The following is a 25123-nucleotide window of genomic DNA, read 5'->3' as shown; positions in this document are numbered from 1 at the left end:
GGCCGCCTGCACCGCCGCCACCGCCGCGGCCGAGGCACCGGAGACGCTGATGGTGACCGCACGCCCGATCTCGCCCTGCGCCAGCAGCCGCACGCCGGCCACCTTGCCGCCGCGCACCAGCCCCGCGCGCCGCAGCGCATCCTCGTCGATCGGCTGGCTGCCGTCGATTCGGCCGGACTCGATCGCCCGCGCGAGCGCGCCGAGATTGACCGGCGCGTATTCCTTGCGGAACGGGTTCTTGAACCCCCGCTTCGGCAGCCGGCGGTAGATCGGCAGCTGGCCGCCCTCGAATCCGTTCAGGGATACGCCCTCGCGCGCCTTCTGACCCTTGACGCCCTTGCCCGAGGTCTTGCCCTTGCCGGAGCCGATGCCGCGGCCCAGCCGCTTGGACTTCAGGCGCGAGCCGGGGTTGTCGCGCAGTTCGTTCAGCTTCATTCCGCCACTTCCTCGACCTGCACCAGATGCGCGACCTTGCGCACCATGCCGCGTATCGCGGGCGTGTCTTCGAGCACCCGCACCGACCGGATCCGGTTCAGACCGAGCCCGGAGAGCGTCTCTTTCTGCCCGGGCTTACGCCCGTTGCCGGACGCTACCTGCGTCACCCGTATCTTACGCATCGGCCGCTGCCTCCGGCGCCGCCGCCTGGCCGCCATCGCGGCGGCCGAGCAGGTCCGACACTTTCTTGCCGCGGCGCGACGCGACCGACCGGGGCGAGGCGCATTTCTGCAGCGCGGCGAACGTCGCCTTCACCATGTTGTGCGGGTTGCGGCTGCCGAGCGACTTGGCCACCACGTCGCCGATGCCCAGCGTCTCGAACACCGCGCGCATCGGACCGCCCGCGATGATGCCGGTGCCGGCCGAGGCCGAGCGCAGAACCACGGAGCCGGCGCCGAAATGCCCCTCCACGTCGTGATGCAGGGTCCGGCCTTCCTTCATCGGCACGCGGATCATCGCGCGCTTGGCCCGTTCGGTCGCCTTGCGGATCGCCTCCGGCACCTCGCGCGCCTTGCCCGCGCCGTAGCCGACGCGACCCTTCTGGTCGCCGACCACGACCAGGGCGGCGAAGGCGAAGCGTCGGCCGCCCTTCACCACCTTGGCCACGCGGTTGATGGTGACGAGCTTGTCGATGATGTCGTCGCCACCGTCGCGGTCGTGGCTCCGGTCCCGGTCGCGGCCTCGGCCGCCCTCTCTCGCCTCACGCGCCATCGTTCCGCTTCCTCAAAAGTCGAGACCGCCCTCACGGGCGGCATCGGCCAGCGCCTTGACGCGGCCGTGATACAGATAGGCCCCGCGGTCGAAGACCACCGCGGAGATGCCCGCGGCCTTCGCCCGCTCGGCGATCAGCGTGCCGACCGCCGCGGCGGCGGCCTTGTCGGCGCCGGTCCGCAGGCTCTCGCGCAGGCCCTTGTCCAGCGTGGACGCGGCCGCGACGGTGCGACCCTGCGCATCGTCGATCACCTGGGCATAGATGTGCTTGCCCGACCGGAACACCGACAGCCGCGGCCGTCCGCTGCTCTTCTGGCGCAACTGGAAGCGCAGCCGGGACTGGCGGCGCTCGCGCAGATCCTTGATCCCGCTCATGCTACTTCTTCTTGCCTTCCTTGCGCCGGATCGCCTCGCCCTCGAACTTCACGCCCTTGCCCTTGTAGGGCTCGGGCGGACGGAAGGCGCGGATTTCGGCGCAGACCTGACCGACCAGACGCTTGTCCGTGCCGGCGATCGCGATTGCGGTCGGGCGCGGGGTCGTGATGGTGATGCCGTCCGGCACCGCATACACCACGTCGTGCGAAAAGCCGAGGTTCATCACGAGGTTGCGCCCCTGCACCGAGGCGCGGAAGCCGGTTCCCGTGATCTCCAGCGTGCGCGTGTAGCCGGCCGACACGCCGTGAATCATGTTGGCGACCAGGGCGCGCGTGGTGCCCCACATCATGCGGGCCCGACGCTCGCCGCCGCGCGGCGCGATGGCGACGCTGTTGCCCTCGACCGTCGCATCCACGTCGTCGGTGAGCGCCAGGGTCAGCTCGCCGAGCTTGCCCTTCGCCGTCAGCGTGCGCCCGGCCAGCGCGACCTGCACGCCGGCCGGCACGGTAACCGGGTATTTGCCTATGCGTGACATTCCCGCCCCCTCAGAACACGCGGCACAGGACTTCGCCGCCGACATTGGCAGCGCGCGCCTCCGCATCCGACATCACGCCGCGCGGCGTGGACAGGATGGAGATGCCGAGCCCCGCATAGACGCGCGGCAGTTCGCGGATCTTCGAATAGACGCGGCGGCCCGGCTTGGAGACGCGGGTGATCTCCTTGATGACCGGTTCGCCGTCGTTGTACTTCAGCTCGATACGCAGCTGCGCGACACCGGGGCGCAGCTCCTCGGCCGAGAAGCTGCGGATGAAACCCTCGCGCTTCAGCACGTCGAGCACGTTGGCACGCAGCTTCGACGCCGGGGAGACGCAGCTCGTCTGACGCGACCGCTGGGCATTGCGGATGCGGGTCAGCATGTCGCCGAGTGGATCGGACAAGGACATCGTACGCCCTCCTACCAGCTCGCCTTGACCATGCCAGGGATCTGCCCGGCACTGGCAAGGTCACGAAGCGCGATGCGGCACAGCCGGAACTTGCGGTAGTTGGCGCGCGAGCGGCCGGTCAGTTCGCAGCGCAGCCGGACGCGATTGGCCGCGCCGTTGCGCGGCAGCTGCGCCAGCCGCACCGTCGCCTCGAACCGCTCCTCCACCGACAGCGTGCGGTCCATGACCACCGACTTCAGCGCCGCGCGCTTGCCACGGTCGCGACGGGCCATCGACTCGCGCTTCTTGTTGCGGTTCACCTGAGACGTCTTCGCCATACGCTCTATCCTCCGGAACGCACCGGCCAAGGCCGGCGGTCTTCCCCAGTCTCTGTTCGGTCGCCGGCGCCGCGACGGTGCCGGCGGGCGGGTCAGTTCGCGAACGGCATGCTGAAACCCTTCAGCAGCGCCTTCGCCTCGGCATCGGTACGCGCCGTCGTGACGAACACGATGTCCATGCCCCGCACCGCGTCCACCTTGTCGTAGACGATTTCAGGGAACACGATCTGTTCCTTCATCCCCATGGCGAAGTTGCCGCGGCCGTCGAAACCCTTGCCGGTGATGCCGCGGAAGTCGCGGACGCGCGGCATGGCGATGGTGATCAGACGGTCGAGGAACTCGTACATCCGCGCCTTGCGCAGCGTGACCTTGCAGCCGATCGGCAGACCCTTGCGGATCTTGAACCCGGCGATCGCCTTCTTGGCCACCGTCTTGATCGGCTTCTGGCCGCTGATCATCGCGAGGTCGGAGACGGCCGCATCAAGCTTCTTCTGGTCGCCGGCGGCTTCGCCCACGCCCATGTTAATGACGATCTTTTCCAGCCGCGGCACCTGCATCGGGTTCTTGTACCCGAACTCGCTGATCAGCGCCGGACGCACGACGTCGTTGTAATGGGCATGCAGGCGCGTACGCACCAGCACGGCCTCGGTCCCGTCAGTCTCGGTGTCGCTCATCGCCATCAGCCTTCGATCAGATTGCCGGTCGCCCGCGCGACCCGCACCTTGCTGCCGTTGTCGAGCACGCGGAACGATACCCGCGTGCGCTTGTCGGTCTTGGGATCGATCAGCGCGAGGTTCGACAGATGGATCGCCGCCTCCTCCTGCACGATCCCGCCCGGCTGACCCATGCCGCGCGGCTTCGTGTGCTTGGTCACGCGGTTGACGCCCTGCACGATCGCCCGCTGCGCGTCGGGGAACACGCGGGTGACTTCGCCGCGCTGGCCCTTGTTCGCGCCGCTGATCACTTCGACCCGGTCGCCCCGTCGGATACGCGCGGCCATCACAGCACCTCTGGCGCGAGCGAGATGATCTTCATGAACTTCCGCCCGCGCAGTTCGCGCACGACCGGGCCGAAGATGCGGGTGCCGATCGGCTCCTGCTGCTTGTTGATGAGCACCGCGGCGTTGCGATCGAAGCGGATGGCGCTGCCGTCGGCACGCCGCACGGGAAAGCTGGTGCGCACGATCACCGCCTGGTGCACGTCGCCCTTCTTCACCTTGCCGCGCGGGATCGCCTCCTTGACGGAGACGACGATCACGTCGCCGACGGACGCGGTCTTCCGCTTCGACCCGCCGAGCACCTTGATGCACTGCACGCGGCGCGCGCCGGAGTTGTCGGCGACTTCGAGATTGGTCTCGGGATGGATCATCGTTCGCCTCCGTCAGACCGTCGGCGCCGGGGCGGGCGGCGCGGGATGGGCCTCGGCCACGGCCACCGCGTCACGCGGGGCATCGCTCAGCACGGTGCCGTTGCGCTCGACCACGGTCCAGGTCTTGCGCTTGGACATCGGCGCGCACTCGACGATGCGCACCGTGTCGCCGACGGCGCAGATGTTGTGCTCGTCATGCGCCGCGTACTTCTTCGAACGGCGAATGAACTTCTTATAGATCGGGTGCATCACGCGACGATCGACAAGGACGGTCACCGTCTTGTCCATCTTGTCGCTGGTCACACGGCCGGTCAGGACGCGCCTGGGCATCGCTCGCCCTCCTCAGGCTTTGGCGGCGGCGCGCGTGCGCTCGCTCATCACGGTCTTGGCCCGCGCGATCTCGCGCCGCGCCTCGCGGATACGGCCGATGCCTTCCTGCTGGCCGGTCGCCCGCTGGAAGCGCAGGTTGAACTGCTCGCGGCGCAGCTCCAGCACCAGCTCCTTGAGCTGGTCGTCGCTCTTGGCGCGGACGTCGCCGACCTTGTTGACAACCGACTTGGCCATCACGCGTCCCCGATCCGCTGGATGAACTTGGTCTTGATCGGCAGCTTTGCCGCCCCGAGCGTCAGCGCGGCGCGGGCCGTCTCGACCGGGACGCCGTCGATCTCGAAGATGATGCGGCCCGGCTTGACTCGGGCGACCCAGAACTCCGGGCTGCCCTTGCCGGAACCCATGCGCACCTCGGCGGGCTTGCGGCTCACCGGCACGTCCGGGAAGATGCGGATCCAGACGCGCCCGGCGCGCTTCATCGCGCGGGTGATCGCCCGGCGCGACGCCTCGATCTGGCGCGCCGTGATACGCTCCGGCTCCATCGCCTTCAGGCCGAAGGCGCCGAAGTTGAGCGCGGTTCCGCCCTTGGCATCGCCGTGGATGCGGCCCTTGTGGGCCTTGCGGTACTTGGTGCGTTTCGGAGAGAGCATCGTCCGTCGTCCTTAGCGCTGAGGCGCCTGTTCGGCCGCGCGGCGATCCTGTGCCAGCGGGTCGTGGGCCATGATCTCGCCCTTGAAGATCCACACCTTGACGCCGCAGGTGCCATAGGTGGTCTTGGCGGTCGCGATGCCGAAATCGATGTCCGCGCGCAGCGTGTGCAGCGGCACCCGCCCCTCGCGATACCACTCGACGCGCGCGATCTCCGCGCCGCCGAGACGGCCGCCGCAATTGATGCGGATGCCCTGCGCGCCGAGCCGCATGGCCGACTGCACCGCCCGCTTCATCGCCCGGCGGAAGGCGACGCGACGCTCGAGCTGCTGCGCGATGTTCTCGGCCACCAGCTGCGCGTCGATCTCGGGCTTGCGGATCTCGACGATGTTCAGCGCCACGTCGGCCTTCGCCATGCGGGCGAGGTCCTTGCGCAGCACGTCGATGTCCTGGCCCTTCTTGCCGATCACGACACCGGGACGGGCGGCGTAGATCGTCACGCGCGGCTTCTTGGCCGGACGCTCGATCACCACGCGCGAGACACCGGCGTTCTGCAGCTTGCGCCGCAGATGCGCGCGCAGGCGCAGGTCCTCGTGCAGCAGCTTCGCGTAATCGGTGCCGGCGAACCAGCGGCTATCCCAGGTCCGGTTGATGCCGAGCCGCAATCCGACGGGATTGACCTTGTGACCCATGATCAGGCGGCCTCCTGCCCGGACTCGGTTTCCTGCGCACGCTCGGCGACGACGATCTTCAGGTGACTGAACCACTTCTCGACACGGGCCGCGCGGCCACGGCCGCGGGCGTGGAAACGACGCATGACCACCGAACGGCCGACCTCGGCCCGCGAGACGACCAGACGGTCGACGTCGAGCTGATGGTTGTTCTCCGCGTTGGCGATCGCGCTCTCGAGCGTCTTGCGGACCTGCTGCGCGATGCGGCGCTTGCTGAACGTCAGCTGCGCCACCGCGTCGGCGGCCGCGCGGTTGCGGATCAGCCCGGCGACGACGTTGAGCTTGCGCGGCGAGACGCGCAGGTTCGACAGGATCGCCTGCGCCTCGTGATCGGCGAGGCCGCGCGGATGCTTTGGCTTGCTCATCGTATCAGCCCCGCTTCGCCTTGCGATCGGCCGCATGCCCCGAGAACGTGCGGGTCGGCGAGAACTCGCCGAACTTGTGGCCGACCATGTTCTCGGTCACCTGCACGGGCAGGAACTTGTGGCCGTTGTAGACGCCGAAGGTCAGGCCGACGAACTGCGGCAGGATCGTCGAACGGCGCGACCAGATGCGGATGATCTCATTGCGGCCCGAAGCGCGCGCGGCATCCGCCTTGTTCAGCAGATACCCGTCGACGAACGGACCCTTCCAGACGGAACGCGCCATCTTACTTGCCCTTGTTGCGGCGGCGGATGATCAGGCTGTCGGTGCGCTTGTTGACGCGCGTCTTGTAGCCCTTGGTCGGCTTGCCCCACGGCGTGACCGGGTGACGGCCGCCCGAGGTGCGGCCCTCGCCGCCGCCGTGCGGGTGATCCACCGGGTTCATCACCACGCCGCGGTTATGCGGGCGACGGCCGAGCCAGCGCGAACGCCCGGCCTTGCCGATCGCCTGGTTCATGTTGTCGGGGTTCGACACCGCGCCGATCGTCGCCATGCACTCGGCACGGACCATGCGCAGCTCGCCCGACATCAGCTTGATCTGCGCGTAGCCGGCATCCTTGCCGACGAGCTGCGCATAGGTGCCGGCCGCGCGGGCGATCTTGCCGCCGGCGCCCACCTTCATCTCGATGTTGTGGACGATCGTCCCGACCGGGATCGCCGCCAGCGGCATCGCGTTGCCCGGCTTGATATCGGCGCGCGCGCCGGACACGACCATGTCGCCCACGCGCAACCGCTGCGGCGCGAGGATATAGGCCAGCTCGCCGTCCTGATACTTGATCAGGGCGATGAAGGCCGTGCGGTTCGGGTCGTATTCCAGACGCTCGACCGTCGCCGGAACGTCGGGCTTCGCGCGGCGCTTGAAGTCGACCACGCGATAGGACTGCTTGTGCCCGCCGCCGCGGAAGCGGCTGGTCACGTGCCCGTGGTTGTTGCGCCCGCCGGAGCCGTTCTTGCCTTCGGTGAGCCCCTTGACCGGCTTGCCCTTGTACAGGTCGGCACGGTCGATGAGGATCGTGCCGCGCAGGCTCGGCGTGACCGGGTTATAATGCTTCAGTGCCATCGTCCGCGCCTTACGAGAGCCCGGTGGTCAGATCGATCGTCTGACCTTCCTTGAGCGTCACATACGCTTTCTTCACGTCGCTGCGCCGACCGGGACGGCCGCGCACGCGCTTCGTCTTGCCCTTCTGCACCACCGTGTTGACGGCGGTCACGTTGACGCTGAACAGCCCCTCGACCGCCGCCTTGATCTCCGGCTTGCTCGCGTCGATCGCCACGCGGAACACCACCTGATGCTTCTCCGTCAGCATCGTCGCCTTTTCGGTGACGACCGGGCTGCGGATGATCTGATACATGCTTTCGCGCGACAGGGTCGGGCGCTTCGCCGCGGTGGTGTTCATGCCGCCACTCCGTCGAGCAGACGCTGCTTCAGTGCCTCGACGCCGGCCGTGGTCACCACCAGCAGATCGTGGTTCAGGATGTCGTAGACGTTGGCGCCCTCGGTCGGCAGGACGTCGATCCGGGGCAGGTTGCGGCTCGCCCGCGCGAACTCCCCGTCGACCTGATGGTCGACGATCAGCGCGGAGGACCAGCCGAGCGCCCGCAGCTTCGCCGCCAGGTCACGGGTCCTGCCGGCGCCGCGGGCGGCGTCGAGCACCACCAGCTTGCCTTCCGCCTGCTTTTGCGACAGCGCCGAGATCAGGCCGAGCCGACGGACCTTCTTGTTCAGGCTGTAGCCATGGTCGCGCACGACCGGGCCGTGCACCACGCCGCCGGTGCGAAACTGCGGCGCGCGCAGACTGCCCTGGCGCGCGTTGCCGGTGCCCTTCTGGCGATACGGCTTCTTGGTCGTGCCGCTCACCTCCGACATGCCCTTCACCTTGTGGGTGCCGGCGCGCCGCTTCGCGAGCTGCCAGTGCACCACGCGGGCCATGATGTCGGCGCGCGGGTCCGCGGCGAAAAGTTCGTCGGGGAGGTCGGCGGTGCCGGCCTCGGCGTTGTCGAGTGTCCTGATCGCGATCTGCATCACACGCTCCGTCAGCCCGCGTCGGCGGCGTTGGCGGTCAGCGCGGCCGGATAAGGCGCATCGGCATGACGCGCGCGCTTGATGGCGTCGCGTACCAGCACCCAGCCGCTCTTGGCGCCGGGAATGGCGCCATGCACCATGATCAGCCCGCGCTCTGCATCGACCGCCGCCACCTCGAGATTGAGCGTCGTCACGCGCTCCTGCCCGAGATGCCCGGCCATCTTCTTGTTCTTGAAGGTCTTGCCCGGGTCCTGCCGGTTGCCCGTCGAGCCGTGGCTGCGATGGCTGATCGACACGCCGTGCGAGGCCTCGAGACCGGCGAAGTTCCAGCGCTTCATCGCGCCGGCAAATCCCTTGCCCTTGCTGATGCCGGTGACGTCGATCTTCTGTCCCGCCACGAAATGCGCGGCCGACAGGGTCGCGCCGGGCTCCAGCAGCGCGTCCGGCGCCACGCGGAACTCCGCCAGTTTCGCCTTCGGCTCCACCTTCGCCGCGGCGAAGTGGCCCTTGTTCGGCTTCGTGACGTTCTTCACCTTGGCGCGGCCCCAGCCGAGCTGCACGGCGTTGTAGCCGTCACGCGCCTCGGTCCGCTGGGCGACGACCTGGACGCTGTCGACGTGCAGCACCGTGACCGGCACATGCGTGCCGTCGTCGCGGAAGATGCGGGTCATGCCGAGCTTCTTTGCCAGCAAGCCGGTGCGCGTGCTCACCCCAGCCCCCTTAGATCTTGATCTCGACGTCCACGCCGGCGGCGAGGTCGAGCTTCATGAGCGCGTCCACCGTCTGCGGCGTGGGTTCGACAATGTCGAGCAGCCGGCGATGGGTGCGGATTTCGAACTGCTCGCGGCTTTTCTTGTCGACATGCGGCGAACGGTTCACGGTGAAACGTTCGATATGCGTCGGCAGCGGAATGGGACCGCGAACGCGGGCACCGGTGCGCTTGGCAGTGTTCACGATCTCCTTGGTGCTGTTATCCAGCACCCGGTGATCGTACGCCTTGAGGCGTATACGGATATTTTGGTTGTCCATCGTCGTACGACCAAGCCGCCCCTAAACCCGAGAGAAAACAAACCCGGCCTGCCTCGCATGAGGAGCAGGCCGGGCTCGCCAGTGCGTCAAGCTACTTCGTGATGCTGGCGACGACGCCCGCACCCACCGTGCGGCCACCCTCGCGGATCGCGAAGCGCAGCCCCTCATCCATCGCGATCGGCGCGATCAGCTCCACGTCCATCGACACGTTGTCGCCGGGCATCACCATCTCGGTGCCTTCCGGCAGCTGCACGACGCCGGTCACGTCGGTCGTGCGGAAGTAGAACTGCGGCCGGTAGTTGGTGAAGAACGGCGTGTGGCGGCCGCCCTCTTCCTTGGTGAGGATATAGGCCTCGGCCTTGAACTTGGTGTGCGGCGTGATCGTGCCCGGCGCCGCCAGCACCTGGCCGCGCTCGACATCCTCGCGCTTGGTGCCGCGCAGCAGCGCGCCGATGTTATCGCCGGCCTGGCCCTGGTCGAGCAGCTTGCGGAACATCTCGACGCCCGTGACAATGGTCTTCACGGTTGCCTTCAGTCCGACGATCTCGACTTCCTCGCCGACCTTCACCACGCCGCGCTCGACGCGGCCGGTCACCACGGTGCCGCGGCCGGAGATCGAGAACACGTCCTCGATCGGCATCAGGAACGGACGGTCGACCGGGCGCTCCGGCTGCGGGATGTAGCTGTCCACCGCCGCCATCAGCTCGAGGATCGCCTGCTCGCCGATTTCCGGCTGCTTGTCCTCGAGCGCGCAGAGCGCCGAGCCCTTGATGATCGGGATGTCGTCGCCCGGGAACTGATAGCTGTTCAGCAGGTCGCGCACTTCCAGCTCGACCAGCTCGACCAGTTCGGGGTCGGCCATGTCCATCTTGTTGAGGAACACCACCAGCGCCGGCACGCCGACCTGACGCGCGAGCAGGATGTGCTCGCGGGTCTGCGGCATCGGGCCGTCGGCGGCGGAGACCACCAGGATCGCGCCGTCCATCTGCGCCGCGCCCGTGATCATGTTCTTCACGTAGTCGGCGTGGCCGGGGCAATCGACGTGGGCGTAGTGGCGGTTCTTCGTCTCGTACTCGACATGGGCGGTCGAGATCGTGATGCCGCGCGCCTTCTCTTCCGGCGCCTTGTCGATCTGGTCATACGCGGTGAAGGTCGCACCACCGGTCTTCGCCAGCACCTTGGTGATGGCGGCCGTCAGCGACGTCTTGCCATGGTCGACATGGCCGATCGTGCCGATGTTGCAGTGCGGCTTGTTCCGCTCGAATTTCGCCTTGGCCATGGTCTTCTCCGTTACCAGCGATAGTGGCTGAAGGCCTTGTTCGCCTCGGCCATCCGGTGGGTGTCCTCGCGCTTCTTCACCGCCGAGCCACGGTTGTTCACCGCGTCCAGCAGCTCATTCGACAGCCGGTCCTGCATCGTGTGCTCGCCGCGCTTGCGCGCCGCGTCGATGATCCAGCGGATCGCCAGCGCCTGCCGACGCTCGGTCCGCACCTCGACCGGGACCTGGTACGTCGCGCCACCGACGCGGCGCGAGCGGACTTCGACCGCCGGCTTCACGTTGTCCAGCGCCTCGTGAAAGAGGCGGATCGGATCGGCGTGGCTGCCGCCGCGCTTCTTCAGCACGTCGAGCGCACCATACACGATGCCCTCGGCGGCGCTCTTCTTGCCGTCGTACATCAGCGCGTTCATGAAGCGCGTCAGCACGGTGTCGCCGAACTGCGCGTCCGGCAGGATCTCGCGCTTGACCGCGCGGCGTCGTCTGCTCATTGCCCGCGCCCCCTACTTCGGCCGCTTCGCGCCATACAGCGACCGGCGCTGGCGACGCTTGGCGATACCCTGCGTGTCGAGCACGCCGCGCAGGATGTGATAGCGCACGCCCGGAAGGTCCTTCACGCGGCCGCCGCGGATCAGCACGACCGAGTGCTCCTGGAGGTTATGCCCCTCGCCCGGGATGTAGCTCACGACCTCGTAGCCGTTGGTCAGGCGCACCTTCGCGACCTTGCGGAGCGCGGAGTTCGGCTTCTTCGGCGTCGTCGTGTAGACGCGCGTGCAGACGCCGCGCTTCTGCGGGCAGCCCTGCAGGGCCGGCACCTTGTTCCGGCTTTTCTGCGGCTCGCGGCCCTTTGCGATCAACTGGTTGATCGTCGGCATGCACCCTCATCCCTCTGGCGCGCGGCGAACCGAGCGCTTGAACTGACCGGCCTTTTCATCCGCCGCGACCGCCCGCCCCAATGCGCGCGACCCGCACGGCATGGGCATTGCCCATCCGGCGGGTTGCGTCCTGCACGTGGCCTGAGCCGCCGGAAGACCGGGGCGGTGCCGCGTACTCTGGGGCCTGCGAGACGGCGAGCGACCACCCAGCGAGGGTGGCGTCGGCCGAGGTGGCGGTCTTTACGGGGGGCACCGGGGCGAGTCAAGCGCTGCGCGGGCCAACCGCGACGGCGTATGGGTGCGTTGCGCCCACGCATGGCCAATCCCGCGAGGGTGACTGGGCTGCCCGCTACAACGCTGAAGCCAGAGCGCGGTCCAGCCGCGCCATCATCAGGTCGGTACGGAAGCGCCGCCGGCATCGTTTTCGTGGCCATCCCAGGACGCCGGTGCAGCACGGCATCCAGGGCCAGCACGCGCAGGACACGACTCGGCAACGCGACTTCGCCGGCGGTGTGTATCAGCCAGTTCTGGCGATGCCGTCAGACGCCGTCGTGGACGGACGCGCCCCTCGGCCGCGGCGGCCATGCGATGGACCTCCGGCTCCGGGACGTCGTCACGCCCCACGCCGTGCGGCTGGACGGGCAGCCCGTCCAGGCCCGGCGGCACCTGCGGCAGGTCGAGCGGACGCTTCGGCGGATAGGCGCCGCCGATTGCGATGTTATGCACGGGTCCATCGGTTCGCGGCGTGGGCGGACCTAAACCGTATCGCACAGGGCGACCGTGTCGCCGCCGACGGACACCGCGCGGTGGGCGGTGGGCAGATCGGGCCGGCGTCGCCGAGAGCGGCGCCGGCCCGACGGCTATTCGGCCGCGTGTGCCCCTTCGATGCGCGCCGGGGCGTCTCCCTGGCGCAGCAGCCGCTGGTCGCGTCCGGCGGCGATGGCGCGCAGCCGGTTCATCACGCTGCCCGTACCCGCCGGGATCAACCGCCCGACGATCACGTTCTCCTTCAGGCCCAGCAGGGTATCGACCTTGCCCGCCGTCGCCGCTTCGGTCAGCACACGGGTCGTCTCCTGGAACGACGCGGCGCTGATGAAGCTGTGCGTCTGCAGGCTGGCCTTGGTGATGCCCTGCAGCACCGGCATGGCCATGGCCGGCCGCTCGTCCTTCGCCAGCTTGCCGTTGACCACGTCGAACTCCATCCGATCCACCTGCTCACCGGCCAGATAGGTGGTGTCGCCCGGATCGAGCACCTCCACCTTCTGCAGCATCTGACGGACGATCACCTCGATGTGCTTGTCGTTGATCTTCACGCCCTGCAGCCGGTAGACGTCCTGGATCTCGTTGACGAGGTAGTCGGACAGCGCCTCGACGCCGAGCACCTTGAGGATATCGTGCGGCACGCGCGGTCCGTCGACGAGCGGGTCGCCCCGGCGGACGAAGTCGCCCTCCTGCACGGAGACATGCTTGCCCTTCGGGATGAGGTATTCGGTCTCCTCGCCCGTCTCGTCGTTCTTGACGATCACCCGGCGCTTGGCCTTGTAATCCTTGCCGAACTCCACCCGCCCGTCGGTCTCGGCAATGACGGCGTGATCCTTGGGCCGCCGCGCCTCGAACAGTTCCGCGACGCGCGGCAGACCGCCGGTGATGTCGCGTGTCTTGCCGCCCTCGCGCGGGGTGCGCGCGAGCACGTCGCCGGCCGCCACGATGGCTCCGTTCTCGACCGACAGGATCGAGTCAGGCGACAGGAAGTAGCGGGCATCGTTGCCGTTGGGCAGCCGCAGAACCTCGCCCTTCTCGTCCTTGAGCTGCAGGCGCGGCCGCAGATCGGCGCTCTTTGCCCCCTGCTTATAGTCGACGACAACCTTGGACGTGAGACCGGTGACGTCGTCGGTGCGCTCGACCAGCGTCACGCCGTCCAACAGGTCGAGATACTCGACCTGCCCCGCGCGCTCCGTGATGATCGGCAGCGTGTAGGGGTCCCACTCCGCCAGTTTCTGACCGCGCGCCACCTGGGCCCCCTCGTCCACCAGCAGGCGGGCACCGTAGGGGACGCGGAAGCGCGCACGCTCGCGCTGCCGGTCGTCGAGCAGCAGCAGTTCGCAGTTGCGCGACATCACCACCGGCAGACCCTGGCTGTTCTGCACCACGGTCTTGTTGCGGATGGAAACGAGACCATCATGGCTCGCCTCCACGCTCGACTGCTCCGCGCCACGCTGGGCGGCGCCGCCGATATGGAAGGTGCGCATGGTCAGCTGCGTGCCCGGCTCGCCGATCGACTGCGCCGCGATCACGCCCACCGCCTCGCCGATATTGACCGGCGTGCCGCGTGCCAGATCGCGGCCATAGCAGCGGCCGCAGACCCCGACGGGGCTTTCGCAGGTCAGCACGGAGCGGATGCGCAGCGTCTCGATGCCGGCGCGCTCGATGCGCTCGGCTTCCGCTTCCTCGATCAACGTGTTGCGCGGAACCATCACCGCGTTGGTGGCGGGGTCGATCACATCCTCGGCCACGGTACGGCCCAGGATGCGCTCCGACAGGCTCGCCACCACCTCGCCGCCGTCCATCACCGCGCGCACCGTCAGCCCGCGCTCGGTGCCGCAATCCTCCTCGACGATGATGCAGTCCTGCGCCACGTCGACAAGCCGGCGCGTCAGATAGCCGGAGTTGGCGGTCTTGAGCGCCGTGTCCGCAAGGCCCTTGCGGGCGCCGTGGGTCGAGTTGAAGTACTCGAGGACCGACAGGCCTTCCTTGAAGTTGGCGATGATCGGCTGCTCGATGATCTCGCCCGACGGCTTCGCCATCAGCCCACGCATGCCGGCAAGCTGGCGCATCTGCGCCGGCGATCCGCGCGCGCCCGAGTGCGACATCATCCAGACGGAGTTGGTGAGCTTGCCCGCCTCCTGCTTGCTGATCTCCTTCATCATCGCGGCGGCGACTTCGTCGGTGCAGCGCGACCATGCGTCGACGACCTTGTTGTACCGCTCGCCGGCGGTGATCAGGCCGTCCTGGTACTGCTGCTCGAACTCCTTGGCCTCGGCCTGGGTGCGGGCGATCAGCGCCGGCTTCTCCGCCGGGATGATCAGATCGTCCTTGCCGAAGGACAGGCCCGCGCGCGCCGCCTGACCGAAGCCCAGCCCCATCAGGCGGTCGGCGAAGATCACGCATTCCTTCTGGCCGCAGTGACGGTACACCGCGTCGATCACGTCGGAGACGTTCTTCTTCGTCAGCTGCTTGTTGATCAGCGAGAACGGCACCGCCGGATGTTTTGGCAGGATCTGCGCGATCAGCATCCGGCCGGGCGTGGTGATGACACGCTGACGCAGCGGATTGCCGTGTGCGTCCACGGTTTCGAACCGCGCGCGGATCTTGTCGTGCAGCTTTACCGCGCCGGCGAACAGCGCCGTCTCGATCTCGCCGATCCCGGCCATCGCCGGTGCCTGATCATCCGGAGTCGCGCGGAATTCCGGGAGCTCGAGCGACAGGTAGTAAAGGCCGAGCACGATGTCCTGGCTCGGCACGATGATCGGCTTGCCGTTGGCGGGGCTGAGGATGTTGTTCGTGCTCATCATCAGCACGCGCGCCTCGAGCTGCGCCTCCAGCGACAGCGGCACGTGAACCGCCATCTGGTCGCCGTCGAAGTCCGCGTTGAAGGCGGTGCAGACCAGCGGATGCAACTGAATTGCCTTGCCCTCGATCAGCACCGGCTCGAACGCCTGGATGCCCAGGCGATGCAGCGTGGGCGCCCGGTTCAGCATCACCGGATGCTCGCGGATCACCTCCTCAAGGATGTCCCAAACCTCGGGCCGCTCCTTCTCCACCATCCGCTTCGCGGCCTTGATGGTGGTGGCGTGGCCGTATTTCTCGAGCTTGGCATAGATGAAGGGCTTGAACAGCTCGAGCGCCATCTTCTTCGGCAGGCCGCACTGATGCAGCTTCAGCTCCGGCCCTACGACGATGACCGAACGGCCGGAGTAATCGACGCGCTTGCCCAGCAGGTTCTGGCGGAAGCGCCCCTGCTTGCCCTTCAGCATGTCCGACAGCGACTTCAGCGGACGCTTGTTGGCGCCGGTGATCGCGCGGCCGCGGCGCCCGTTGTCGAACAGGGCGTCCACGCTCTCCTGCAGCATGCGCTTCTCGTTGCGCACGATGATGTCGGGCGCGCGCAGCTCGATCAGCCGCTTCAACCGGTTGTTGCGGTTGATGACGCGGCGATACAGGTCATTCAGGTCCGACGTCGCGAACCGCCCGCCGTCGAGCGGCACCAGCGGACGCAGCTCCGGCGGGATCACCGGCACCACGTCGAGGATCATCCAGTCCGGCCGCGATCCGCTTTCGGCAAACGCCTCCATCAGCTTGAGACGCTTGACCAGCTTCTTGCGCTTCGCCTCGCTGGTGGTCTCCTTGAGGTCGGCGCGCAGCCGGGTCTTTTCCTCATCGAGCTTGATGAGGTTGAGGATGACCTTGATCGCCTCGGCGCCGATGCTGGCCCGGAACGCGTCCTCGCCGAATTCGTCCTGCTTGGCCATCAGCTGATCCTCGGTCAGCAGCTGATGCAGCTTCAGGTCCGTCAGACCCGGTTCGAGAACCACGTAGCTCTCGAAATACAGGACCTTCTCCAGCTCCTTGAGCGTCAGGTCGCACATCAGGCCGATGCGGCTCGGCAGCGACTTGAGGAACCAGATATGCGCGACTGGCGAGGCAAGCTCGATATGCCCCATCCGCTCGCGCCGCACCTTGGCCAAGGTGACCTCGACGCCGCACTTCTCGCAGATGATGCCGCGGAACTTCATGCGCTTGTACTTGCCGCACAGGCACTCGTAGTCCTTGATCGGCCCGAAGATGCGCGCGCAGAACAGCCCGTCCCGCTCCGGCTTGAAGGTGCGGTAGTTGATCGTCTCGGGCTTCTTGATCTCGCCATAGGACCAGGAGCGGATCTGCTCCGGGCTCGCCATCGAGATCTTGATCTGATCGAACGTCATCGTCTGGCCGGCTTGGCCAAGGATCTTCATCAGTTCGTTCATGGCTCAGGTGCCCCCTCGGGCGGCGCGGCCACGGCCACGCGCCTCTGCTGCGGGAAGATACGACGACGCGATCACGCCGCGCGGTTGTCCAGATCGACGTTGAGACCCAGCGACTTCAATTCCTTCACGAGGACGTTGAAGCTCTCGGGGATGCCCGCCTCGAAATTGTCCTGCTCGCGCACGATCGCCTCATAGACCTTGGTGCGGCCGGAGACGTCGTCGGACTTCACGGTCAGCATCTCCTGCAGCGTGTAGGCCGCGCCGTAGGCCTCCAGCGCCCAGACCTCCATCTCGCCGAAGCGCTGACCGCCGAACTGCGCCTTGCCGCCCAGCGGCTGCTGGGTGACGAGGCTGTAGGGACCGATCGAACGGGCATGGATCTTGTCGTCGACCAGGTGATGCAGCTTCAGCATGTAGATGTAGCCGACCGTCACCTTGCGCTCGAACGGCTCGCCGGTGCGGCCGTCCACCAGCGTGACCTGCCCCGACGTATCGAGACCCGCCTTCACCAGCATCGCCTCGATATCGGACATGCGGGCGCCGTCGAAAACGGGCGTCGCGATCGGGATGCCCTTGCGCAGGTTCTCCGCCAGCTCGATCAGCTGATCGTTGTCGAGATCGGCGATGTCGCGGTCGAAGATCTCCGGCCCGTAGATGTCACGCAGATGATCGAGCAGCGCGTCACGCTCAGCCCCGCCGCGCCGGTATTCCTCCACGAGCGCGCCGACCTGCCGCCCCAGCGTGGCGCAGGCCCAGCCGAGATGCGTCTCCAGAATCTGCCCCACGTTCATCCGGCTCGGCACGCCGAGCGGGTTGAGCACGAGGTCGACCGGCGTGCCGTCCTCGAGGAACGGCATGTCCTCGAGCGGCGTCACGCGGGAGACGACGCCCTTGTTGCCGTGACGGCCGGCCATCTTGTCGCCCGGCTGCAGCTTGCGCTTCACGGCGATGAAGACCTTGACCATCTTCATCACGCCGGGCGGCAGCTCGTCGCCCCGCTGCAGCTTCTCGACCTTGCTGTCGAACCGCGCCTGCAGGCGACCCACGGCGGCGTCGAACTCGCGCTTCAGCGTCTCGATCTCCGCCATCACCGCGTCGTCCTGCACGCCGATATGGCGCCACGCACCGCGCGGATGCTCGGCCAGCACCTCGTCGGTGATGACCGTGCCGGACTTGATGCCCTTGAAGCCGCCGGACGCCTTGCGGTTGAGCAGCTTCTCGCGCAGCCGGTTGAGGAAGCTGCGTTCCTGGATCGCGCGCTCGTCGTCGCGGTCCTTGGCAAGACGTTCGATCTCCGCGCGCTCGATCGCCATCGCGCGCTCGTCCTTGTCGACGCCACGGCGGGAGAAGACGCGCACGTCCACGACGGTGCCGGTCACACCGGGCGGCAGACGCAGCGACGTGTCGCGCACGTCCGACGCCTTTTCGCCGAAGATGGCGCGCAGCAGCTTCTCCTCGGGCGTCATCGGGCTTTCGCCCTTCGGCGTCACCTTGCCCACGAGGATGTCGCCCGGGTTCACCTCGGCGCCGATATAGACGATGCCGGCCTCGTCGAGATTCTTGAGGCTTTCCTCGCCGACATTCGGGATGTCGCGGGTGATCTCCTCCTGACCGAGCTTGGTGTCGCGCGCCATCACCTCGAACTCTTCGATGTGGATGGACGTGAACACGTCGTCGCGCGCGATGCGCTCGGAAATCAGGATCGAGTCCTCGAAGTTGTAGCCGTTCCACGGCATGAACGCGACCAGCACGTTGCGGCCGAGCGCCAACTCGCCCAGCTCCGTGGACGGGCCATCGGCGATGATGTCGCCCTCGAACACCCGGTCGCCCACGCGCACCAGCGGACGCTGGTTGATGCAGGTGGACTGGTTCGATCGCATGAACTTGCGCAGGCGATAGATGTCCACGCCGCGCGTCGTGCCGTCCTCGTTGGTTGCGCGCACGACGATACGCGCGCCGTCGATCTGATCGACGACGCCGGGGCGGCGCGCGACGATCGTGGCGCCGGAGTCGCGGGCGACGGCCGCCTCCATGCCGGTGCCGACCAGCGGCGCGTCGGCACGGATCAGCGGCACCGCCTGGCGCTGCATGTTCGAGCCCATGAGCGCCCGGTTGGCGTCGTCGTTCTCGAGGAACGGGATCAGCGCCGCCGCGACCGAGACGAGCTGCTTGGGCGAGACGTCGATCGCCGTCACGTCCTCCGGCCGCACGAGGCGGAAATCGCCCTGGCGGCGGACGGAGACCAGATCGTCGGTGAAGCGGCCCTCGGCGTCCTGCTTGGCGTCGGCCTGCGCGACGACGAGACGTTCCTCCTCCATGGCGGAGAGGTATTTCCAGCCGTCCTGCACCTGCCCGTTTTCCACGAGCCGGTACGGCGTCTCGATGAAGCCGTACTTGTTCACCTTGGCATAGGTCGCGAGGCTGTTGATCAGGCCGATATTCGGACCTTCCGGCGTCTCGATCGGGCAGATACGGCCGTAATGCGTCGGGTGCACGTCGCGCACCTCGAAGCCGGCGCGCTCGCGGGTCAGGCCGCCCGGACCGAGCGCCGACAGGCGGCGCTTATGCGTCACTTCCGACAGCGGGTTGGTCTGGTCCATGAACTGCGACAGCTGCGAGGAGCCGAAGAACTCCCGCACCGCCGCCGCCGCCGGCTTGGCGTTGATCAGGTCGTGCGGCATCACCGTGTCGATATCGACCGAGCCCATGCGCTCGCGGATCGCCCGCTCCATGCGTAGCAGGCCGACGCGGTACTGGTTCTCCATCAGCTCGCCGACCGAGCGCACCCGCCGGTTGCCGAGATTGTCGATGTCGTCGACGGTGCCGCGCTGGTCCTTGAGCTCGATCATCGCCTTGACGGTGCGCAGGATGTCCTCCTTGCGCAGCGTGCGGACGGTATCGGGCGCATCGAGGCCGAGGCGGATATTCATCTTCACGCGGCCGACCGCCGACAGGTCATAGCGGTCGGGGTCGAAGAACAGGCCACGGAACAGCGCCTCGGCCGTCTCCGCGGTCGGCGGCTCGCCGGGCCGCATCACCCGATAGATGTCGAGCAGCGCGTCGTCGCGGTTGGTGTTCTTGTCGATCGCCAGCGTGTTGCGCAGCCACGGACCGTTGCTCTGGTCGACCGCGAGCGTCGGCAGCCGGTCGATGCCGGCGGCCTCCAGCGCGGCCAGCCGCGCCTCGGCCAGTTCCTCGCCGGCTTCGGCATAAATCTCGCCGGTCTCCTCGTTGACCATGTCGACGGCGACGAAACGGCCGAGCAGGTCGGCACGGCCGACCAGCACCTCGCTGGTGCGCTCCGCGATCTTGCGGGCCGTGCGCTGCGTCAGCTTGGTGCCGGCCTCGGCCACGACCTCGCCGGTGTCTGCGTCGACCAGCGGCTCGGCGAGGGCGATGTTCTTGAACGCCTCGGGTTCGAAGCGGCGCGCCCAGCCCTTGGCGGTGCGGGTGAACACCACCTGACCGTAGAAGTAGTTGAGGATCTCCTCGGCATCCATGCCGCGGACTTCCCCCGGATCAAGCTCCTCGCCGGCAGCGACGCGCTCGGCGCGCAGCGCGGCCGTGGACGCGCTCTCGAGCGCGTACAGCAGCGTCGTCACCGGCAGCTTCCGCTTCCGGTCGATGCGGACATAGATCATGTCCTTGCTGTCGAATTCGAAGTCGAGCCACGAGCCGCGATAGGGGATGACGCGCGCGGCGAACAGGAACTTGCCGCTGCTGTGCGTCTTGCCCTTGTCGTGGTCGAAGAACACGCCCGGGCTGCGGTGCATCTGGCTGACGATGACGCGCTCGGTCCCGTTGATGATGAACGTGCCGTTGTCGGTCATCAGCGGCATGTCGCCCATGTAGACGGGCTGTTCCTTGATGTCGCGGATCGACTTGGCGCCGGTTTCCTCGTCGAGGTCCCAGACGATCAGACGCAGGATGACCTTCAGCGGCGCGGCATAGGTCAGGCCCCGCTGGATGCATTCCTCGACGTCGTATTTCGGCTCTTCCAGCTCGTAATAGACGAACTCCAGCCGCCCCCGGCCGGAGAAGTCGTCGATCGGGAAGACCGACTTGAAGACTTCCTGCAGGCCGGTGTTGGTGCGGCTGTCGGGCGGCACGTTCATCTGCAGGAACGCCTCATAGCTCGCCCGCTGCACATCGATCAGGTTCGGCATCGGCGCCACTTCGCCGATCCGCCCGAAGCTCTTGCGGATCCGCTTGCGTCCCGTGAAAGACTTGGTGATCGCGTTCATGAATACTTCCGCTGTCCCGCCGCACGCCCGGGCGCCGCATCGGCCCCCGCGACCAAACCCGCCCGCCCCGTCTGCCGCCACCGGTTGGCCCGGCGCCGACGCTGTCGTATCGTGACGCCGGCCGGCCGAGGCGGCCCCGGCGGCACCCGTCGCATCGCCCGCCCTGGATGATCCCAGGGACAGGCGACTGTCTCACGCGGCCCGGAAACGGCGACACGGGCGGGAGAAATAGCATCTCCCGCCCGGTCCAGCCCGGTAACACCGCGCACGCCCGACCCGCCCCCCGAAAGGGATGCCGGCCGGGCGCCGGCTTGACCCGTCTTACTTGATCTCGACAGTCGCGCCCTGCTCTTCCAGAACCTTCTTGATCTTGGCGGCGTCGTCCTTGTTGACGCCTTCCTTGACCGTCTTGGGCGCACCCTCCACCAGGTCCTTGGCCTCTTTCAGGCCGAGACCGGTGATGGTGCGGATCTCCTTGATGACGTTGATCTTCTTGTCACCGGACTTCGCGAGGATGACGGTGAATTCCGTCTGCTCCTCGGCCGCGGGGGCCGCGGCTGCGGCGGTCGGCGCAGCGGCGGCGACGGCCACCGGCGCGGCGGCCGAGACGCCCCACTTGTCTTCCAGCAGCTTCGAGAGCTCGGCAGCCTCGAGTACCGTGAGGCTGGACAGCTCGTCCACCAGCTTCTGCAGATCTGCCATTGTCGTGTGTCCTTAATCTATACCCTGGTTGCGTCTGTTCAAGCCGGATTCCGCCGACAGGCGGCCCCGGCGCTTGGCCGGCTGGTCAGGCGGCGTCCGCCGCCTCGCCATCCCCTGCCTTGGCATAGGCCCCGAAGACCCGCGCGAGCTGTCCGGCCGGGGCCTGGAGAACGCCGGCGATCCGCGTGGCCGGGGCAACGATCAGCCCCAGCAGCTTGGCGCGCAGCGCATCCAGGCTCGGCAGTTCGGCGAGCGCCTTGACTCCCGACGCATCCAGCGTCTGGACGCCGAGGGCGCCGCCGATCAGTACGAACCTCTCGTTGGTCTTGGCGAACTCGACGGCCGTCTTCGCCACCGCCACGGGATCGGCCGACCACGCGAGCGCGGTCGGACCCGTGAGCATCGGCTTGATGCCGTCGAATCGGGTCCCCTCCAAAGCCAGGGTGGCCAGCCGGTTCTTCGCGACCTTGTAGGTCGCCCCCGCCGCACGCATGCGTCGCCGCAGATCCGTCACCTCGGCGACCGTCAGCCCGTCATTGCGGGTGACGACCACCATCGACGTCTCGGCGAACACCGCGGCGAGGGAGGCGACGAAGTCGCGCTTCTCCGTACGGTCCACGTCCCGTCTCCGTCATGGCCCGGCGCGTTTGGACCGCGCCGAGCCGGGTTGCCCAAAGGCCGCGGCCGAAATGGCGCCGCAGCCCGGTTCGCCTGCCCGTGAACAGAACAACCGCCGCTCGGGACGGACGCCGCGCGCGGCGCCGACCCGGTCGTATCGGTTCCCCCGTCTCCCGCCCGCGGGTTACCCCCTTAGCCGCCCGGCGACGGGGCCGGGCTGGACGTGCGGTCTTGGACAGGTGCGGGGGCCGCAGCCCCCTGCCCGCCGGCCCGGCCCTGCGGCCGACCCGGCGTATTCAGCGCGGTCGCGTCTAGCCGTTCAGGCTCGCGACCTCGACACGGATGCCCGGCCCCATCGAGGAGCTGACGGCCGCCGCCTTTACATAGGTACCCTTGGCGCCCGTGGGCTTCGCCTTGATCACGGCGTCCGCCAGCGCGCGGGCGTTTTCCAGCAGCTTGCCCTCGTCGAAGCTGGCCTTGCCGATGCCGGCATGGATGATCCCGGCCTTCTCGGCGCGGAACTCGACCTGCCCGGCCTTGGCGGCGGCGACCGCGCCCTTCACGTCCATGGTCACGGTGCCGAGCTTGGGGTTCGGCATCAGGCCGCGCGGGCCCAGGATCTTACCGAGCCGGCCGACCAGCGCCATCATGTCCGGCGTCGCGATGCAGCGGTCGAACTGAATGTCGCCCGCCTGCACCTTCTCCGCCAGATCCTCCGCGCCGACCACGTCGGCCCCGGCGGCCTGCGCCTCCTCGGCCTTGGGGCCGCGGGCGAACACGCCGATACGCAGGGTCTTGCCGGTACCGTTCGGCAGGCTGATCAGCCCGCGGACCATCTGGTCGGCATGGCGCGGATCGATGCCGAGATTCATCGACATCTCAATCGTCTCGTCGAACTTGGCGCGGGCATTGGCCTTGGCCAGCCGGATCGCCTCCTCCAGCCCATAGGCGCGGTTCGCGTCCACGGCGGCATAGGCGGCGGCAAGACGCTTGTTCTTCGCCATGGCTCAGCCCTCCACCACGGTCAGGCCCATCGAACGGGCGGACCCGGCCAGCATGCGCACGGCGCCGTCGACGTCGTTGGCGTTCATGTCGACCATCTTCTGGGCGGCGATCTCACGCAGCTGGCTCATCGTCACGCGGCCGACCGCGGAGCCCTTGCCCACGGTCGAGCTCCCCTTGTCGACCTTGGCGGCCTTCTTCAGGAAATACGTGTTCGGCGGCGTCTTCGTGATGAAGCTGAAGGTGCGGTCGGCGAAGGCGGTGATGACCACCGGCACCGGCATCCCCGGCTCCATCTGCTGGGTCGCCGCGTTGAACTCCTTGACGAACTGCATGATGTTCAGACCGCGCTGACCGAGCGCGGGCCCCACCGGCGGCGACGGATTGGCCTTGCCGGCCGGTATCTGCAGCTTGATGTAGCCGACGATCTTCTTCGCCATGATCCCTGGCCTTCTGGTTGCGCCGGGACCGCGGTGCATGCGGCCGCGCCGTGTCCATGGCGACATGCCACGACCGGTCCCGAACCTCCCGCGTTCCGAAGCGGCGGCTGATAGCGGGCGCGCGGCCGCCTGTCCAGAGGCACGTGGGCGCGGCGCCGCATGCCTGTGCTGCCCAGCCGGGGAGCCCGCCGGGCGCCGCGACGTTGCCGACGGCGGCCGGTCCGCGCAGTGTCCGGCCAACGCAGAGGGAACACCACCGAGAATGCAGCCAACCGTGCTCTACCCCGAGGGGATGTATCAGGACGACACCGTGGAACAGGCGGTGTTCGCCGGCGGCGCCCGCGTCGTCATGCGCCGGACCACCCGCCTGGCCGAACTGGACGACGCCGACTGCGCCGCGACCGACGGGCTGATGATCTTCCGCCATCATGTCTCGGCCGCCGACCTCGCCCGCTTTCCCCGGCTGCGCGCGATCGTGCGCATGGGCGTGGGCTATGACCGGATCGACCGTCCGGCCGCCGCCGCGCGCGGGGTGCTGGTCTGCAACGTGCCCGATTACGGCACGACCGAGGTGGCGGACCATGCGGTCGCCCTCGCGCTCGCGCTGCGGCGCGGGCTGCTGCTGCATCACGCGGCGCAGCGGCGCGACCCGCCGGCACCGTGGTCGGTCATCGAGGATCCGGCGATCCGCCGGGCGAGCACGCAGACCTTTGCCATACTCGGGCTCGGCCGGATCGGCACCGCCGTCGCGCTGCGCGCCCGCGCCTTCGGCCACCGCGTCGTCTTCTTCGACCCCTACCGCCCGAACGGTGCCGAACTCGCGCTCGGAATCGACCGCGCGCCCAGCCTGGAGGCGCTGCTGGAACAGGCCAATACCCTGTCGATCCACACGCCGCTGACGCGCGAGACGCGCGGGATGATCGACGGCGCCGCGCTGGCCCGGCTGCCGCGCGGGGCGGTGGTGGTGAACACGGCGCGCGGGCCGATCCTCGACGTCGATGCCCTGCACGACGCCCTGCGCGACGGCCATGTCGCGGGGGCCGGGCTCGACGTGCTGCCGATCGAGCCGCCGGACAGCGGCCCGGTCCCGCGGCTTCTCGCGGCCTATCGCGCGCATGCCCCGTGGCTGGAGGGACGGCTGATCATCACGCCGCACAGCGCCTTCCACACCCCGGAGGCCTGGGCCGACATCCGGCGGAAATCCGCCGAGACGATGCGCGCGGCGCTGCTGACCAACCGGCCCCAGAACGTCATCGCGCCGGAAGACGACTAACCGGACCGGCCGGCAGAATACCATTGCGCGAATGTCTTTGGTTATGATACAACCTTAAGACGCAGACGACGCGCTGCTCCGGCGGTGTCGACCACTCCCCAGGGCGCCGCGCCGGCGCCGACGCGCCGCTGCCGTTCCTGTCCGCCGTCCGCCTCCCCGGCCGGACCGCACGCCGTTCCGGTGCGGTCCGGCCGGGCCCTCTTGGCTGGCACGGTCCGCCGGCTGTGGCATCATCCGATGCCCCTCCGTCCGGACCCCCGCATGACCGACGACGC

The 25123-nt window shown here is 68.2% G+C and carries 31 protein-coding genes; 1 reads left to right on the top strand and 30 read right to left on the bottom strand.

Annotation, left to right across the window (positions count from 1 at the left end; all coding sequences use genetic code 11):
* From rplO to rplK, 30 genes are all read right to left on the bottom strand, one after another.
* The coding region (gene rplO / locus B8460_RS02735) for a 50S ribosomal protein L15 (protein WP_048860037.1) at positions 1-435 on the bottom strand (435 nt) is incomplete at its 3' end.
* Positions 432-617: a 50S ribosomal protein L30 gene (rpmD, locus tag B8460_RS02730; RefSeq protein WP_048860036.1), complete on the bottom strand. Its 186-nt coding sequence runs from the start codon at positions 615-617 to the stop codon at positions 432-434. The genes rplO and rpmD, both read right to left, overlap by 4 nt.
* Complete coding sequence (rpsE, locus tag B8460_RS02725; protein WP_048860035.1) at positions 610-1206, bottom strand: 30S ribosomal protein S5; 597 nt, start codon at positions 1204-1206, stop codon at positions 610-612. The genes rpmD and rpsE overlap by 8 nt, the downstream gene beginning before the upstream one ends.
* Positions 1207-1218: 12 nt before the next feature.
* Complete coding sequence (gene rplR / locus B8460_RS02720) at positions 1219-1581, bottom strand: 50S ribosomal protein L18 (RefSeq protein WP_048860034.1); 363 nt, start codon at positions 1579-1581, stop codon at positions 1219-1221.
* 1 nt (position 1582) lies between these two features.
* Entirely contained in the window at positions 1583-2116 is a 534-nt protein-coding gene (rplF, locus tag B8460_RS02715; protein ID WP_048860033.1) for a 50S ribosomal protein L6, read from the bottom strand.
* A gap of 10 nt (positions 2117-2126) precedes the next feature.
* The gene (gene rpsH, locus B8460_RS02710; RefSeq protein ID WP_048860032.1) at positions 2127-2525 is read right to left on the bottom strand and encodes a 30S ribosomal protein S8; all 399 of its coding nucleotides are present in this window, start codon (positions 2523-2525) and stop codon (positions 2127-2129) included.
* An 11-nt stretch (positions 2526-2536) separates the two neighbouring features.
* Positions 2537-2842 carry a 30S ribosomal protein S14 gene (gene rpsN / locus B8460_RS02705; protein WP_048860031.1) on the bottom strand — a complete coding sequence of 102 codons (306 nt, stop codon included), beginning with the start codon at positions 2840-2842 and terminating at the stop codon, positions 2537-2539.
* Between the two features lie 92 nt (positions 2843-2934).
* Positions 2935-3516, bottom strand: coding sequence for a 50S ribosomal protein L5 (gene rplE / locus B8460_RS02700; RefSeq protein ID WP_048860040.1), 582 nt, complete (start codon positions 3514-3516; stop codon positions 2935-2937).
* Between the two features lie 5 nt (positions 3517-3521).
* Positions 3522-3842: a 50S ribosomal protein L24 gene (gene rplX / locus B8460_RS02695; RefSeq protein WP_048860030.1), complete on the bottom strand. Its 321-nt coding sequence runs from the start codon at positions 3840-3842 to the stop codon at positions 3522-3524.
* Positions 3842-4210: a 50S ribosomal protein L14 gene (gene rplN, locus B8460_RS02690; RefSeq protein WP_011631271.1), complete on the bottom strand. Its 369-nt coding sequence runs from the start codon at positions 4208-4210 to the stop codon at positions 3842-3844. Before rplN ends, rplX begins: the two co-directional genes overlap by 1 nt.
* A gap of 12 nt (positions 4211-4222) precedes the next feature.
* Positions 4223-4540 (bottom strand): 30S ribosomal protein S17, encoded by a 318-nt coding sequence (gene rpsQ / locus B8460_RS02685; RefSeq protein ID WP_048860029.1) that lies wholly within the window; start codon positions 4538-4540, stop codon positions 4223-4225.
* Between the two features lie 12 nt (positions 4541-4552).
* On the bottom strand, positions 4553-4774 hold the full coding sequence (gene rpmC, locus B8460_RS02680) for a 50S ribosomal protein L29 (protein WP_048860039.1): 222 nt from the start codon (positions 4772-4774) through the stop codon (positions 4553-4555).
* Positions 4774-5190 carry a 50S ribosomal protein L16 gene (gene rplP, locus B8460_RS02675; RefSeq protein WP_048860028.1) on the bottom strand — a complete coding sequence of 139 codons (417 nt, stop codon included), beginning with the start codon at positions 5188-5190 and terminating at the stop codon, positions 4774-4776. The genes rpmC and rplP overlap by 1 nt, the downstream gene beginning before the upstream one ends.
* A gap of 12 nt (positions 5191-5202) precedes the next feature.
* Complete coding sequence (gene rpsC, locus B8460_RS02670) at positions 5203-5880, bottom strand: 30S ribosomal protein S3 (RefSeq protein WP_048860027.1); 678 nt, start codon at positions 5878-5880, stop codon at positions 5203-5205.
* 2 nt (positions 5881-5882) lie between these two features.
* Positions 5883-6284: a 50S ribosomal protein L22 gene (rplV, locus tag B8460_RS02665; RefSeq protein WP_048860026.1), complete on the bottom strand. Its 402-nt coding sequence runs from the start codon at positions 6282-6284 to the stop codon at positions 5883-5885.
* A 4-nt stretch (positions 6285-6288) separates the two neighbouring features.
* On the bottom strand, positions 6289-6567 hold the full coding sequence (gene rpsS, locus B8460_RS02660) for a 30S ribosomal protein S19 (protein ID WP_048860025.1): 279 nt from the start codon (positions 6565-6567) through the stop codon (positions 6289-6291).
* Position 6568: 1 nt separating this feature from the next.
* Complete coding sequence (gene rplB, locus B8460_RS02655) at positions 6569-7402, bottom strand: 50S ribosomal protein L2 (RefSeq protein WP_048860024.1); 834 nt, start codon at positions 7400-7402, stop codon at positions 6569-6571.
* A gap of 10 nt (positions 7403-7412) precedes the next feature.
* Positions 7413-7709, bottom strand: a complete 297-nt coding sequence (locus B8460_RS02650) for a 50S ribosomal protein L23 (protein WP_199445521.1) — start codon at positions 7707-7709, stop codon at positions 7413-7415.
* Between the two features lie 26 nt (positions 7710-7735).
* Positions 7736-8365, bottom strand: a complete 630-nt coding sequence (gene rplD, locus B8460_RS02645) for a 50S ribosomal protein L4 (protein WP_048860022.1) — start codon at positions 8363-8365, stop codon at positions 7736-7738.
* Positions 8366-8376: 11 nt separating this feature from the next.
* Positions 8377-9075: a 50S ribosomal protein L3 gene (gene rplC, locus B8460_RS02640; RefSeq protein WP_084623160.1), complete on the bottom strand. Its 699-nt coding sequence runs from the start codon at positions 9073-9075 to the stop codon at positions 8377-8379.
* A 10-nt stretch (positions 9076-9085) separates the two neighbouring features.
* Positions 9086-9394 carry a 30S ribosomal protein S10 gene (gene rpsJ / locus B8460_RS02635; RefSeq protein ID WP_048860021.1) on the bottom strand — a complete coding sequence of 103 codons (309 nt, stop codon included), beginning with the start codon at positions 9392-9394 and terminating at the stop codon, positions 9086-9088.
* Between the two features lie 91 nt (positions 9395-9485).
* Positions 9486-10673, bottom strand: a complete 1188-nt coding sequence (gene tuf, locus B8460_RS02630; RefSeq protein ID WP_048860020.1) for an elongation factor Tu — start codon at positions 10671-10673, stop codon at positions 9486-9488.
* 11 nt (positions 10674-10684) lie between these two features.
* Positions 10685-11161, bottom strand: coding sequence for a 30S ribosomal protein S7 (gene rpsG, locus B8460_RS02625; protein WP_048860019.1), 477 nt, complete (start codon positions 11159-11161; stop codon positions 10685-10687).
* 12 nt (positions 11162-11173) lie between these two features.
* Entirely contained in the window at positions 11174-11545 is a 372-nt protein-coding gene (gene rpsL / locus B8460_RS02620) for a 30S ribosomal protein S12 (protein WP_048860018.1), read from the bottom strand.
* 860 nt (positions 11546-12405) lie between these two features.
* Positions 12406-16569, bottom strand: coding sequence for a DNA-directed RNA polymerase subunit beta' (rpoC, locus tag B8460_RS02610; RefSeq protein ID WP_048860016.1), 4164 nt, complete (start codon positions 16567-16569; stop codon positions 12406-12408).
* Between the two features lie 71 nt (positions 16570-16640).
* Entirely contained in the window at positions 16641-20813 is a 4173-nt protein-coding gene (gene rpoB, locus B8460_RS02605) for a DNA-directed RNA polymerase subunit beta (RefSeq protein WP_048860015.1), read from the bottom strand.
* 321 nt (positions 20814-21134) lie between these two features.
* Complete coding sequence (rplL, locus tag B8460_RS02600; protein WP_048860014.1) at positions 21135-21515, bottom strand: 50S ribosomal protein L7/L12; 381 nt, start codon at positions 21513-21515, stop codon at positions 21135-21137.
* Between the two features lie 85 nt (positions 21516-21600).
* On the bottom strand, positions 21601-22134 hold the full coding sequence (rplJ, locus tag B8460_RS02595) for a 50S ribosomal protein L10 (RefSeq protein WP_048860013.1): 534 nt from the start codon (positions 22132-22134) through the stop codon (positions 21601-21603).
* Positions 22135-22444: 310 nt separating this feature from the next.
* The gene (rplA, locus tag B8460_RS02590) at positions 22445-23137 is read right to left on the bottom strand and encodes a 50S ribosomal protein L1 (protein WP_048860012.1); all 693 of its coding nucleotides are present in this window, start codon (positions 23135-23137) and stop codon (positions 22445-22447) included.
* A gap of 3 nt (positions 23138-23140) precedes the next feature.
* The gene (rplK, locus tag B8460_RS02585) at positions 23141-23575 is read right to left on the bottom strand and encodes a 50S ribosomal protein L11 (RefSeq protein ID WP_048860011.1); all 435 of its coding nucleotides are present in this window, start codon (positions 23573-23575) and stop codon (positions 23141-23143) included.
* A 274-nt stretch (positions 23576-23849) separates the two neighbouring features.
* On the opposite strand from rplK, the gene B8460_RS02580 reads away from it, so the two are divergent.
* Positions 23850-24848 carry a C-terminal binding protein gene (locus B8460_RS02580; RefSeq protein ID WP_241771086.1) on the top strand — a complete coding sequence of 333 codons (999 nt, stop codon included), beginning with the start codon at positions 23850-23852 and terminating at the stop codon, positions 24846-24848.
* Positions 24849-25123: the final 275 nt, after the last annotated feature.

The sequence above is a fragment of the Acidisphaera rubrifaciens HS-AP3 genome, assembly GCF_000964365.1.
GTDB lineage: Bacteria > Pseudomonadota > Alphaproteobacteria > Acetobacterales > Acetobacteraceae > Acidisphaera > Acidisphaera rubrifaciens.
The sequence above is the reverse complement of the archived record's forward strand: the minus strand, read 5'-3'. Positions and strand labels throughout refer to the sequence as shown.

Bases quoted from the DNA above. Each gene is read 5' to 3' on its own strand.
- rpmD (WP_048860036.1), bottom strand. From the start codon at position 617: ATGCGTAAGATACGGGTGACGCAGGTAGCGTCCGGCAACGGGCGTAAG.
- rpsE (WP_048860035.1), bottom strand. From the start codon at position 1,206: ATGGCGCGTGAGGCGAGAGAGGGCGGCCGAGGCCGCGACCGGGACCGG.
- rplR (WP_048860034.1), bottom strand. From the start codon at position 1,581: ATGAGCGGGATCAAGGATCTGCGCGAGCGCCGCCAGTCCCGGCTGCGC.
- rplF (WP_048860033.1), bottom strand. From the start codon at position 2,116: ATGTCACGCATAGGCAAATACCCGGTTACCGTGCCGGCCGGCGTGCAG.
- rpsH (WP_048860032.1), bottom strand. From the start codon at position 2,525: ATGTCCTTGTCCGATCCACTCGGCGACATGCTGACCCGCATCCGCAAT.
- rpsN (WP_048860031.1), bottom strand. From the start codon at position 2,842: ATGGCGAAGACGTCTCAGGTGAACCGCAACAAGAAGCGCGAGTCGATG.
- rplE (WP_048860040.1), bottom strand. From the start codon at position 3,516: ATGAGCGACACCGAGACTGACGGGACCGAGGCCGTGCTGGTGCGTACG.
- rplX (WP_048860030.1), bottom strand. From the start codon at position 3,842: ATGGCCGCGCGTATCCGACGGGGCGACCGGGTCGAAGTGATCAGCGGC.
- rplN (WP_011631271.1), bottom strand. From the start codon at position 4,210: ATGATCCATCCCGAGACCAATCTCGAAGTCGCCGACAACTCCGGCGCG.
- rpsQ (WP_048860029.1), bottom strand. From the start codon at position 4,540: ATGCCCAGGCGCGTCCTGACCGGCCGTGTGACCAGCGACAAGATGGAC.
- rpmC (WP_048860039.1), bottom strand. From the start codon at position 4,774: ATGGCCAAGTCGGTTGTCAACAAGGTCGGCGACGTCCGCGCCAAGAGC.
- rplP (WP_048860028.1), bottom strand. From the start codon at position 5,190: ATGCTCTCTCCGAAACGCACCAAGTACCGCAAGGCCCACAAGGGCCGC.
- rpsC (WP_048860027.1), bottom strand. From the start codon at position 5,880: ATGGGTCACAAGGTCAATCCCGTCGGATTGCGGCTCGGCATCAACCGG.
- rplV (WP_048860026.1), bottom strand. From the start codon at position 6,284: ATGAGCAAGCCAAAGCATCCGCGCGGCCTCGCCGATCACGAGGCGCAG.
- rpsS (WP_048860025.1), bottom strand. From the start codon at position 6,567: ATGGCGCGTTCCGTCTGGAAGGGTCCGTTCGTCGACGGGTATCTGCTG.
- rplB (WP_048860024.1), bottom strand. From the start codon at position 7,402: ATGGCACTGAAGCATTATAACCCGGTCACGCCGAGCCTGCGCGGCACG.
- rplD (WP_048860022.1), bottom strand. From the start codon at position 8,365: ATGCAGATCGCGATCAGGACACTCGACAACGCCGAGGCCGGCACCGCC.
- rpsJ (WP_048860021.1), bottom strand. From the start codon at position 9,394: ATGGACAACCAAAATATCCGTATACGCCTCAAGGCGTACGATCACCGG.
- tuf (WP_048860020.1), bottom strand. From the start codon at position 10,673: ATGGCCAAGGCGAAATTCGAGCGGAACAAGCCGCACTGCAACATCGGC.
- rpsG (WP_048860019.1), bottom strand. From the start codon at position 11,161: ATGAGCAGACGACGCCGCGCGGTCAAGCGCGAGATCCTGCCGGACGCG.
- rpsL (WP_048860018.1), bottom strand. From the start codon at position 11,545: ATGCCGACGATCAACCAGTTGATCGCAAAGGGCCGCGAGCCGCAGAAA.
- rpoC (WP_048860016.1), bottom strand. From the start codon at position 16,569: ATGAACGAACTGATGAAGATCCTTGGCCAAGCCGGCCAGACGATGACG.
- rpoB (WP_048860015.1), bottom strand. From the start codon at position 20,813: ATGAACGCGATCACCAAGTCTTTCACGGGACGCAAGCGGATCCGCAAG.
- rplL (WP_048860014.1), bottom strand. From the start codon at position 21,515: ATGGCAGATCTGCAGAAGCTGGTGGACGAGCTGTCCAGCCTCACGGTA.
- rplA (WP_048860012.1), bottom strand. From the start codon at position 23,137: ATGGCGAAGAACAAGCGTCTTGCCGCCGCCTATGCCGCCGTGGACGCG.
- rplK (WP_048860011.1), bottom strand. From the start codon at position 23,575: ATGGCGAAGAAGATCGTCGGCTACATCAAGCTGCAGATACCGGCCGGC.